The organism is Vibrio sp. 1CM23M (genome assembly GCF_023161755.1).
GTDB lineage: Bacteria > Pseudomonadota > Gammaproteobacteria > Enterobacterales > Vibrionaceae > Vibrio > Vibrio coralliirubri.
In genome coordinates this window covers 1-11400 of the sequence record NZ_JALNTR010000018.1, presented here as the reverse complement: position 1 = coordinate 11400, position 11400 = coordinate 1, and the positions used below count along the sequence as shown (strand labels likewise).

8 protein-coding genes and 2 tRNA genes are annotated in these 11400 nt (G+C 45.1%); 4 read left to right on the top strand and 6 right to left on the bottom strand.

Annotated features, from left to right (window positions below):
* Nucleotides 1–200: 200 nt before the first annotated feature.
* Complete coding sequence (gene ilvY / locus MSG35_RS23830; RefSeq protein ID WP_048612410.1) at nt 201–1091, bottom strand: HTH-type transcriptional activator IlvY; 891 nt, start codon at nt 1089–1091, stop codon at nt 201–203.
* A gap of 146 nt (nt 1092–1237) precedes the next feature.
* Here ilvY and ilvC point away from each other — a divergent pair, with 146 nt between their 5' ends.
* A complete protein-coding gene (gene ilvC / locus MSG35_RS23825; protein ID WP_248385171.1) occupies nt 1238–2722 on the top strand; it encodes a ketol-acid reductoisomerase in 1485 nt (494 codons plus the stop codon).
* A 274-nt stretch (nt 2723–2996) separates the two neighbouring features.
* Here the strand turns inward: ilvC and MSG35_RS23820 are convergent, their stop codons facing one another.
* The 4 genes from MSG35_RS23820 to MSG35_RS23805 all read right to left on the bottom strand — a co-directional run bounded on the left by MSG35_RS23820 (nt 2997) and on the right by MSG35_RS23805 (nt 8208).
* A complete protein-coding gene (locus tag MSG35_RS23820) occupies nt 2997–3248 on the bottom strand; it encodes an accessory factor UbiK family protein (RefSeq protein WP_009848085.1) in 252 nt (83 codons plus the stop codon).
* Nucleotides 3249–3367: 119 nt separating this feature from the next.
* Nucleotides 3368–6490, bottom strand: a complete 3123-nt coding sequence (locus MSG35_RS23815; RefSeq protein WP_048612411.1) for a multidrug efflux RND transporter permease subunit — start codon at nt 6488–6490, stop codon at nt 3368–3370.
* An 11-nt stretch (nt 6491–6501) separates the two neighbouring features.
* Nucleotides 6502–7608 carry an efflux RND transporter periplasmic adaptor subunit gene (locus tag MSG35_RS23810; protein ID WP_019820916.1) on the bottom strand — a complete coding sequence of 369 codons (1107 nt, stop codon included), beginning with the start codon at nt 7606–7608 and terminating at the stop codon, nt 6502–6504.
* An 18-nt stretch (nt 7609–7626) separates the two neighbouring features.
* Nucleotides 7627–8208: a TetR/AcrR family transcriptional regulator gene (locus MSG35_RS23805; RefSeq protein WP_017629442.1), complete on the bottom strand. Its 582-nt coding sequence runs from the start codon at nt 8206–8208 to the stop codon at nt 7627–7629.
* A 180-nt stretch (nt 8209–8388) separates the two neighbouring features.
* Here MSG35_RS23805 and rep point away from each other — a divergent pair, with 180 nt between their 5' ends.
* On the top strand, nt 8389–10407 hold the full coding sequence (gene rep / locus MSG35_RS23800; protein ID WP_052880285.1) for a DNA helicase Rep: 2019 nt from the start codon (nt 8389–8391) through the stop codon (nt 10405–10407).
* An 81-nt stretch (nt 10408–10488) separates the two neighbouring features.
* On the opposite strand, the gene MSG35_RS23795 is transcribed toward rep, so the two are convergent.
* Nucleotides 10489–10902: a cytochrome c5 family protein gene (locus MSG35_RS23795; protein WP_017063036.1), complete on the bottom strand. Its 414-nt coding sequence runs from the start codon at nt 10900–10902 to the stop codon at nt 10489–10491.
* 298 nt (nt 10903–11200) lie between these two features.
* Here MSG35_RS23795 and MSG35_RS23790 point away from each other — a divergent pair.
* Nucleotides 11201–11277: transfer RNA gene (locus tag MSG35_RS23790), tRNA-Arg, on the top strand.
* Between the two features lie 48 nt (nt 11278–11325).
* A tRNA-His gene (locus MSG35_RS23785) sits at nt 11326–11398 on the top strand.
* The last annotated feature ends 2 nt before the right edge of the window (nt 11399–11400 follow it).

Below are 11400 nucleotides of genomic sequence, written 5' to 3'. Positions count from 1 at the left end.
GGTCGAAAGCACCGGTCTTGAAAACCGGCAACCGTTAATAGCGGTTCTAGGGTTCAAATCCCTATCCCTCCACCACCATTGAAAAGCCCGCTGAGAAATCAGCGGGCTTTTTTCATATCTGTCGTTTAGCAAAACAAAAAGGAGCACTAACGTGCTCTTTACCTGTGACCCCACACCTGTTATTTATCACTTATAGATAACTAGTCTTGCAGGTATTTCCCTTCGGCGACCTGCCAAAATGCTCTAATTAATGGGTTTTCTAATTGTGCACGCTTACAGCACACCCCTAGTTCAAATGGTTTGATTGGCTCTATCTTTAAACGGTCTACTTTGTCACGTACCGGACTGTTGTTGATGACGACATCAGGGGCTATACCAACCCCACAGCCAAGGGCAACCATACTTACGATCGCTTCATGACCAGATACCTGAGCGTAAATATTGGGTTTTATCTTCATCTTTTTGAACCATGCGTTTGCACGTTCTCGGGCAGTTCCTGCTTCTGGGATGATAAAAGGCACTTCATTCCAGTTTGGTTTATCAGATTGCAGCTGTTGGCTAAAGCTACTCACGCCAGATGGAATGATGACTGACAGTGGAATATCGCTGATGGTCTCGAATTCTAACCTTGAAGGAAGGATGTCTGGCTTTGCTGAGATAGCGATATCTGCTTCATCGTTTAAGATCTTGTCGATGGATTGTGCTGGATCGCCAGTAGAGAGCTTAAATTCAATATACGGATGAATAGCCCTAAATTCGGTTATGAGTTCAGGTAGGTGACTATAGCTAGCCGTTACTGAACAAAATATACGGATCTCACCTTTAAGCTCTTGCTCTCCGCCCTTCAGATGAAGGTTATATTGCTGCCATTCTCCCACGATGCTCAACGCTACAGGCAATAGGTGTTTTCCTGCTGGGGTCAGATCTACACTGCGGTTGTCTCTGATAAGCAGTTCTTGTCCTGTTTCCTCTTCAAGCTTTTGTATCTGACGGCTCAGCGCTGAAGGACTGACGTGCATAGCAGCAGCGGTTTTGCTGAAACTCTTGCTGTCACATAAATGTATAAATAATTGTAGAGATTTTATGTTCATGTTCTGCGATCGTTTCCATGTTGCATTTATTGCAATAACTAATTGTGAATATATCACTTTCAGCAACGGAGTGTCTGTTTTAGTATGAAGTCATTCGATAGAGAGATATCGACCTTACGGACTTATTTTTAAAGGAGTGCCCTAGAATGGCTAACTATTTCAATACATTAAACCTTCGTGAACAACTAGACCAATTAGGTCGTTGCCGCTTTATGGATCGTGAAGAATTCGCGACAGAAGCTGAATACCTTGAAGGTAAGAAAATCGTAATTGTTGGTTGTGGTGCTCAAGGCCTAAACCAAGGTCTAAATATGCGTGATTCTGGTCTAGACGTATCTTACGCTCTACGCCAAGCGGCAATTGATGAAAAGCGTCAATCATTCAAAAATGCTGATGAAAACGGCTTTGTTGTGGGTAGCTACGAAACGCTAATCCCTCAAGCAGACCTAGTAATCAACCTTACTCCTGATAAGCAACACACAAACGTTGTTGAAACAGTAATGCCTCTAATGAAGCAAGGCGCTGCTCTTGGTTACTCTCACGGCTTTAACGTTGTTGAAGAAGGCATGCAATTACGTTCTGACCTTACTGTAGTAATGGTTGCACCTAAGTGTCCAGGTTCTGAAGTTCGCGAAGAGTACAAGCGTGGCTTCGGTGTACCAACACTGATCGCTGTTCACCCAGAAAATGACCCTAAAGGCGAAGGTTGGGATATCGCTAAAGCTTGGGCTGCTGGTACAGGCGGTCACCGTGCAGGTTGCCTAGAGTCTTCATTCGTAGCTGAAGTTAAATCTGACCTTATGGGTGAGCAAACAATCCTATGTGGCATGCTACAAGCGGGTTCTATCGTATCTTACGAGAAGATGATTGCTGATGGCATTGAACCAGGCTATGCAGGCAAGCTTCTACAATACGGTTGGGAAACGATCACTGAAGCACTTAAATTTGGTGGCGTAACTCACATGATGGATCGCCTATCTAACCCAGCTAAAGTTAAAGCGTTTGAGCTTTCTGAAGAGCTTAAAGACCTAATGCGTCCGCTTTACAACAAGCACATGGATGACATCATCTCTGGTCACTTCTCTAGCACAATGATGGCTGACTGGGCGAACGATGACGTGAACCTACTAGGCTGGCGTGAAGAGACCGGCGAAACGGCATTCGAAAACTACCCAGCTTCTGACGTAGAAATCTCAGAGCAAGAGTACTTCGACAACGGTATCCTAATGGTTGCTATGGTTCGTGCTGGTGTTGAGCTAGCATTCGAAGCTATGACTGCATCTGGTATCATCGATGAGTCTGCTTACTACGAATCTCTACATGAGCTTCCACTAATCGCAAACACAGTTGCTCGTAAGCGTCTTTACGAAATGAACGTTGTAATCTCTGATACTGCTGAGTACGGTAACTACCTATTCGCTAACGTAGCAACACCGCTACTACGTGAGAAGTTCATGCCTTCTGTAGCGACAGACGTAATCGGCTGTGGTCTAGGTGAAACATCTAACCAAGTTGATAACGCTAAGCTAATTGAAGTAAACGAAGCTATCCGTAACCACCCTGTAGAGTACATTGGTGAAGAGCTGCGTAGCTACATGAGCGACATGAAGCGTATCGCTGTAGGCGGTTAATGAGTCGCTTAGATACTGATAAATTTGCAGAAAAAGCGAAGCAGTATCACTAGCTCCTTACTGATTGGAGTTATAAATAAGCAACACAACATCTAATAGAAAGGCTTGGTCGCCGTTGACCAAGCCTTTTTGCTTTTAGGAACAAAGCCTTATAAATCAACTGAGTGAACATTGCTTGATAGGTCTTCGTCGACTTGTAGTTGTTGATTGATCCTCAGAAACACAAAAGGGTTGGTGCTTTCACACCAACCCTTTCAGTTTTCTTGCTTTACGCTTACTTATCGGCAATCTTTGCTTCTAAGTCCGCTAGCTTTTGTTCCATTTCAGTTAGCTTTTGACGAGTGCGAAGCAGTACTTGTGTTTGAACATCAAACTCTTCACGGCTCACAACGTCTAGCTTGTTTAGTTGGCCTTGGATAACCTGGCGAACTTTTTGATCTACGTCTGAACCAAGCTCTTTTACTGGTTGAGGCATAGAATCGTGGATCTGCTTAGCAATCTGCTCTAGTTTTTTTGGATCAAACATATCAATTAAAACTCCTGAATATTTACCACTATTCTATTTAATCACACTTGAGATGTCGCCTATGGCGTATAAAAAAAGGCCACCGAAGTAGCCTTTTTACTGTTAATACGACTTAGCGATTACTTATTATCAGCTAATTCTCTGTGTGCTGCTTTTGCTTCATCGACGCGAGCTAGCTTTTCTAGATCTTTGTCTTCAACAAATACAGGTAGAGGTTTGTGTTTTTCAGCCAAGTAGCTGTAAATCACTGGCAGTACAAATAGCGTAAAGATAGTACCAATCGCTAGACCAGCAACGATTACGATACCAATACTAAAGCGCTGAGCTGCACCCGCACCACTTGCGTACATCAGTGGAATTAGACCCGCGATCATCGCAGCTGTAGTCATCAAGATTGGACGAAGACGAACCTTCGCAGCTTCCATTACCGCTTCGATACGAGTCTTGTGATGATGCAACTGTTCTTCTTTTGCAACTTCACAGATCAAGATACCGTGCTTGGTAATCAGGCCGACCAAGGTGATCAAACCTACTTGCGAGTAGATGTTCATCGTTGCCGCACCCCAAGCCAGAGCGATTAGGGCACCACAGATCGCCAGTGGTACAGATACCATGATAACCAGTGGATCTTTCAGAGATTCAAACTGAATCGCTAGTACTAAGAAGATGATAGCCAGTGCTAGACCAAAGGTCGCGTAAAGTGCGCTACCTTCAGTTACGTATTGACGCGCTTCACCCATGTAATCGTGGTTGTAGCCACTTGGAAGCTTATTCGCCGCCGTGTCTTCAAACCATGCAATTGCATCACCCATTGCAGCGCCTGGAGCTGGTACTGCGCCAATCGTAGCTGAGTTCAATTGGTTGAAGTGAGGAAGAGAACGAGGCTCTGCCACAACATCAATCGTAATCAAACTGCCTAGTGGTACAGCATTGCCATCCGCAGCACGTACGTAGTAGTTATTCATCGATTCTGGGTTCAAACGGAATTTACGTTCAACTTGAGGGATAACCTCGTAAGAACGACCATTCAAGTCGATACGGTTTACGTAGCCATCTGACATCATGGTACCTAGCGTGATACCGATATCTTGCATGGTCACGCCGTATGCGCCCGCTTTATCCTTGTCGATGTGTACTTTCATCGTTGCTGAGTCGTAGTTCAGATCGAGATCCGAGTATACGAACAGTGGGTTTGTCGCTACATCAGTCAAAATGTCAGTGGTGATCTGGAACAAGCTCTCAAAACTGTTTGGCGTTGTAATAACAAACTGAATTGGAAGACCTGAACCTGCGCCTGGTAGTTCTGGCATTTGGAAGGCGGTTACTGCCATTCCTGGAACATCTTTAACAAGCTCACCTACACGGTTTGCTACTTCTGATTGACTCGTCTCACGTTCACTCCAAGGCACCATAGATGCGATACCAAATGCTTGGTTTGCATTAGGCACACCTGTAAATACCTGCGCGTAAGCTACTTCTGGCTGATCAGACAAAATCTTGTTTACGTCGTTCATGGTATTTTGCATGAAGTCTAAGTTTGCATTCGACGGTGCAGTACCCATCAGCATGATTACACCTTTATCTTCTGAAGGTGCTAATTCACTAGGGATGAACTTAAACAGCATCGGCAAGCTTGCAAATACGATGATCGCAAAGCCAATGAACACTGGACGGTGGTTCATAACCGCACCAAGCATACGCTCGTAACGGTTAGTCATGCCATCCAAAACGCTATGAACTTTCTGCTCAAATTTGCTCGGCTCAGCGTGAGCTTTTAGCATTTTTGAACACATCATTGGCGATAGCGTAAGTGCTACGATACCCGATACAAATACAGAACCGGCTAGGGTTAATGCGAACTCTTTAAATAGTGAGCCCGTGATACCACCCATCATCGCGATTGGAGCGTATACCGCACCTAAAGTTAGTGTCATTGCGATAACAGGCACCGCAATCTCACGAGTACCGATGATCGCAGCGCGGAAAGGGGACTCCCCGAGCTTGATATGCCTGTCGACGTTCTCAAGTACTACGATCGCATCATCTACCACCAGACCGATGGCGAGTACCATTGCCAGTAGCGTCATCAGGTTCCAAGAGAAGCCCATTGCTTGCATTACCATTGCCACACCAATCAGAGACAGTGGGATAGTAACGATAGGGATCAGTACCGCTCGGAATGAACCTAAGAACAAGGTAATTACGATCAATACGATTAATGCCGCTTCAAGAATGGTCTTGATAACCTCTTGAATTGACTCGTTAATCGCAATGGTTGAATCGTACATTACGTTCATAGAGATGTTGCTTGGTAGGTTCTTCTCTAGTTGAGGAAGAAGCTCAAGTACATCTGCAGCGATGTTGATTGGGTTCGCACTTGGTGCCGCATTAATTGCTGCAACAACCGCTTCCTGACCGTTCGCACTCGCACGATAAACGTCGTGGCTTTTCTCTAGAGAAACCTTAGCGATGTCAGACAGACGAATAATCTCACCTTCACCACTTCTAACGACTAAGTTCTCTAACTCTTCAGTGTTCGATACTTGCGTGTCGGCACTGCCGTTATAAAGAACAAATTCACCCGTTGCTTGACCCGTAGCTGATTGGTAGTTGTTCGCATCCAATACCGCCATAACGTCAGTTGCAGTTAGGTTTACCGCCGCCATTTTTGATGGATCTAGCCACACGCGCAGTGCGTATTTCATACCACCATAGAGGTCAACTTTAGATACACCATTTACCGTGAATAGTTGCGGGTTGATTACACGCTCTAGGTAGTCGGTAATTTGGCTCGACACCAACTCATCACTGGTAAAACCAATGTAGAGTACCGCTGTCGTTGAACCGGTAGACATGGTTACGGTTGGATCTTCGGCTTCTTTAGGAAGCTGAGAACGCACCGAGTTAGTCTTGGCTAGTATGTCAGACAGCGCCGCATTCGGGTCGGTGTTCAACTTCATGTTAACGGTAATAGTAGAGCTACCGAGCACAGAAGAAGAAGTCATATAGTCGATATTATCCGCTTGCGCCACAGCCTGTTCGAGGGGCTGGGTGATAAAGCCTTGGATAAGATCAGCACTTGCACCGTAGTAACTCGTGGTTACGGTTACGACGGTATTCGTCATTTCAGGGTATTCACGCACCTGCATTTTGAAGATTGCTTGTAAGCCAAGCAGCGCAATCAAAAAGCTGATGGATACCGCTAGAACTGGACGTTTAATAAAAACATCAGTAAAGCGCATTGTGCCTCCAGTTACAGCTTAGGTGTTTCAGATGGTGGAGTGATTGCATCACTTTCAACAACCTTAACTTTGGCACCGTTACTTAGACGTACTTGGCCAGAAGTTACAACCGTATCGCCGGCTTTAACGCCTTCAAGGATGTGTGCAATATCAGCTGTACGCTCACCTACTTTTACAACATGTTGAGCAACACGTTGAACGCCGTCTTCTTCAGTCAGGATGTAAACATTGTCACCGTATAGAGTGAAAGTAATTGCTGTTTGAGGCAGAGTTACTTGGTTCTCTAGTTTAGGCAGAATGATGTTAGCGCGAGCGAACATACCGCTACGAAGCTTGCCATCATTATTTGGAATGTCTGCTTGAACTTGGATAAGACCACTTTGGATGCTTACTGCGGGTTCAATTGCACTGATAGAGCCTTCAAACGGTTTTTCTGGATAAGCATCAACAAAGATGTCGATAGCCTGACCAACATTGATACGAGAGATGTCAGTTTGAGAAACCGTGAAGCGCAGGCGCATGACACTAGTATCTTCTAAACGAACGATATCGGTACCCGACTGTAGGTATTGGCCTAGGTATACGTTACGAATACCCACTTTGCCATCGAAAGGAGCGCGAATTTCACGACGCTCGATCGATGCTTTTAGGCTTTCAATGTCAGCAGATAGAGAGAAGTAGTTCGCTTCTGCTTCATCGTACGCTTCTTTAGAGATAGAACCTTTCTTGAATAGACCTTGGTAACGTTTGTATTTTGCTTTCGCAGCAGGCAAACGAGCTTCAGAACTCTTTAGGTTTGCTTTCTCTACGTCAGAATCAAGACGTACCAGTTGCTGACCATTCTTAACATCAGTACCTGATTCGAAAGAGATCTGGTCAATAACACCGCTGGTTTCGTTCGCTAGTGTCACACCTTGGTTAGGTTCGATGAAGCCGATAGCTTCAATCACTGGAACCCAGTCGATCGGCTGAACTTCAGTTACCGTTACTGGAAACTCTGGTTCAGGGCGGTTGGCCATATACTCAGCAATTTTTTGTTGTTTGAACATGTTAAACCCAATAACGCTGCCGAAAAGTAGTACAGCGATGAGTAACATGAAGAAAGTCCACTTTTTCATTATGGTCAAAACTCCGATCTAGTGTTTAATTATTGCGTCCCAACTGGCTTCGATTGCAGATTCTAGTTCTGCCTCATCAAGTTGGTAAAATCCTAAAGAATGCTTGCGTGCTAGAGAAACACTAGCCGCCAAGCTCAATCCACCTAATACTTCATTGTTAAGTGGTTTAAACAATCCTTGTTCTTTCCCCTCATTAAATAGCAGCTCAACTTGGGCAAACATTTTACGTTCTAGTTCCCTGAAGTTTAGGCTATTTGTGATGGGTAGAGAGTCATACTGAACCCGATTTTTTATTGCGGCTAAATTCGTTCCTGCTAAGTTCCATATGTTCAACCACATAGTACGGTAGCGTTGTTTAATTGGATCCGAATCATTAACCCCTTCTTGAACAGCATCAGCTACTCTTTGAGTCACGAGCATTCGAACATCTTCTATCAAATGCTCTTTATCATCGAAGTAGCGATAGATAGTGCCTGCAGCCACTCCTGCTTCTTTGGCTAATTTTTGCATTGAAAGGCCTTGGAAACCGACCTCTGCAATTAGCTTTTCAGCTGCAGAAAGTATTTGCTGGCGTTTATCCCGAGGTGCATGAGTTGTCATATTTCAATCACCAATGAATGAACGTTCATTCATTATAGCCTAATAACCACACACATGTGCAACAAAGTTTTACATAATCAGCGTAAAAATCTTGTATAAGAGAACGTAGCATTCGTGCTGTTGCAGCATTATTATAGGCGCGCAATTGAATTCGCCCCTCTAGACCAAACTGAGAATCAAATGAAACTGAACCCAAGACAAGATGAAGCCGTGAAATATGTTTCGGGCCCCTGCTTAGTATTAGCGGGCGCTGGATCCGGTAAAACACGTGTTATCACGAATAAGATCGCTTACTTGGTTCAAGAGTGTGGCTATAAGGCGCGCAATATTGCAGCGGTAACCTTTACCAATAAAGCAGCACGCGAGATGAAAGAGCGTGTTGGACAAACTCTGGGTAAGGGCGAATCGAAAGGGCTGATTGTTTCGACCTTTCATACCATGGGTTTAACCATCATTCGTCGTGAATATAAAGCGCTGGGTTTGAAAGCGGGTTTCTCTCTGTTTGATGACCAAGACCAACTAGCTTTGTTAAAAGAGTTAACAGAGAGACAGATCGATGGTGATAAGGATTTGCTGCGCGCTTTAATGAGCACCATTTCGAATTGGAAAAATGACATGCTGACACCAGATCAGGCGAAAGCACGTGCTCAAGGCGAACAAGAGCAGTTGTTTGCATTCTGTTTTGAGATGTACCAAAAACAGATGAAGGCATACAACGCGCTTGATTTTGATGATCTGATCGCGATGCCTGTATTGTTACTGAAAACCAATCAAGAGGTACGTGAGCGCTGGCAGTCGCGTATCCGCTATTTACTGGTCGATGAATACCAAGATACCAACACCAGCCAATATGAGCTGGTTCGTTTACTGGTGGGAGATCGTGGTCGCTTGACGGTAGTAGGTGACGATGACCAATCTATCTATTCATGGCGTGGTGCTAAACCGCAGAACTTAGTGTTGCTGGGTGAAGACTACCCGAACCTTCGTCTGATCAAACTGGAGCAAAACTACCGCTCAACCAGTCGAATCTTGCGTGCAGCGAACATCTTGATCGCCAACAACCCACACGTTTATGAAAAATCACTGTTCTCAGAGATCCCAGACGGTGAAAAGCTTAAGGTATTGAATGCTAAGAATGAAGAGCATGAAGCCGAGCGTATTACCGGTGAGATCATCGCGCACAAGTTTTTGAACCGTACTGAATACAAAGATTACGCAGTACTTTACCGTGGTAACCACCAATCACGCTTGATTGAAAAAGCGCTGATGCAGAACCGTGTGCCTTACAAGATCTCTGGCGGTACCTCTTTCTTTGCGAGAGCCGAGATTAAAGACATCATGGCTTACCTACGTGTGTTGGTGAACCCTGATGATGACAACGCGTTTCTACGTATTGTAAACACACCACGTCGTGAGATTGGTCCGGTGACGCTTGAGAAGTTAGGCAGCTACGCCAATATGCGTGGTAAGAGTCTGTTTGAAGCCAGTTTTGAGATGGGCTTAGAGCAGACATTGACTGGTCGTGGTTTAGAGAACCTGCGCCGTTTCGGTGACTGGATTGTTCGTATCTCAGACAATGCTGAGCGTGGTAATACGGTTGAAGCCGTTCGTTCTTTGGTTCGTGATATCAACTACGAAGATTGGTTGTACGAAACCTCAGCGAGCCCGAAAGCCGCTGAAATGCGAATGAAGAACGTCTCTGATCTCTATAGTTGGATTGTGGCCGATCTTGAGGGTGACAACTACGACAAAGAAGAGAAAACCCTGCGCGAGGTGGTTCAACGTTTAACGCTGCGCGACATGATGGAGCGTGGTGAGGATGATGACGATGCAGACCAAGTTCAATTAATGACACTGCATGCATCGAAAGGTCTAGAGTTCCCGTATGTATTCCTGATGGGTGCAGAAGAGGGCATCTTGCCGCACCAAACCAGTGTTGATGAAGGCAACGTAGAAGAAGAACGTCGTCTTATGTATGTGGGGATTACGCGAGCGCAGAAAGAGCTGACCTTTACTAAGTGTCGTGAACGTCGTCAATATGGTGAATTAATAAAGCCAACACAAAGCCGCTTCCTTGATGAGCTGCCGCATGATGATGTGGAGTGGGAAAGCGTTAAGAAGCCTCAATCCGCTGAAGAAAGAATGGAGAAAGGGCAGGCGCACATTGCGAATATTCGCGCAATGTTCAACAAAAAGTAATGCTCTGCTTTTACAGCACTATATAGAAGCCAATAAAAAAGGTGACCATGAGGTCACCTTTTTTGAATCTGGCATTTTTAATTACAGACCGGCAATCATGTGCTCGATAGCATCTTTGATTTCGTCGTCTGAACAGTCCATACATGAACCTTTCGCTGGCATCGCATTGAAACCGTTGATTGCGTGGTCAGCTAGAATGTCGCGACCTTGAGCAATACGAGGACCCCAGTCACCAGCATCTCCTGTTTTAGGTGCGCCACTTACGCCAGATGCGTGACAAGCGATACAAAAGGTACCGTAAACTGCTGCGCCATCACGAGGGCCTGTTGGTTCTGCGGCTACTGGCTCGCTGCCGACTAGGTAAACTTGGCCAACTGGTTTGATGCGTTCAGCAATTGCATCGTGCTCTGCTTCGCTTAGGCCTGCAGCCATTGCGCCAGTTGAAAAGGTTAAAACTGCGATGACAACGCTTAAAATTCGACGAGACATATCCATTAAACTCACTTTACATTCCCAAGGTAAGTACATGCTTACCAATTTATAGTGTTGGAAGGGTGTTTTGGCTTTAACCAGCAAAGAGCAACTGTTAAACCAATGTAAATAATGGGTGATTATATCCCGATAAGTTGTTGCAATAAACAACAACTTATAAGCTGTGGCGGGTTGTAGTACTCAAATAAGGGGTTTATCACATATTAACTGTCGAAAAAGAGACCAAACAGAAAAAAAAGTTAAAAAAGTACTAGACGGCATTGGGTGATATACGTATTATTCCACTCCGCCGACAGGGCATGCGCCTGTAGCTCAGCTGGATAGAGCGTTGGCCTCCGGAGCCAAAGGCCGAAGGTTCGAATCCTTTCAGGCGCGCCATCCGGTCTCTTACTTCGGTAAGTGAGAAATTGGCAAAAAGAAATAATGGTGGCTATAGCTCAGTTGGTAGAGCCCTGGATTGTGATTCCGGTGGTCGCGAGTTCGAATCTCGTTAGCCACCCC

Coding starts and splice junctions, on each gene's coding strand:
- MSG35_RS23795 (WP_017063036.1), bottom strand. CDS start 10,902: ATGGATATGTCTCGTCGAATTTTAAGCGTTGTCATCGCAGTTTTAACC.
- ilvC (WP_248385171.1), top strand. CDS start 1,238: ATGGCTAACTATTTCAATACATTAAACCTTCGTGAACAACTAGACCAA.
- MSG35_RS23820 (WP_009848085.1), bottom strand. CDS start 3,248: ATGTTTGATCCAAAAAAACTAGAGCAGATTGCTAAGCAGATCCACGAT.
- MSG35_RS23805 (WP_017629442.1), bottom strand. CDS start 8,208: ATGACAACTCATGCACCTCGGGATAAACGCCAGCAAATACTTTCTGCA.
- ilvY (WP_048612410.1), bottom strand. CDS start 1,091: ATGAACATAAAATCTCTACAATTATTTATACATTTATGTGACAGCAAG.
- MSG35_RS23810 (WP_019820916.1), bottom strand. CDS start 7,608: ATGAAAAAGTGGACTTTCTTCATGTTACTCATCGCTGTACTACTTTTC.
- MSG35_RS23815 (WP_048612411.1), bottom strand. CDS start 6,490: ATGCGCTTTACTGATGTTTTTATTAAACGTCCAGTTCTAGCGGTATCC.
- rep (WP_052880285.1), top strand. CDS start 8,389: ATGAAACTGAACCCAAGACAAGATGAAGCCGTGAAATATGTTTCGGGC.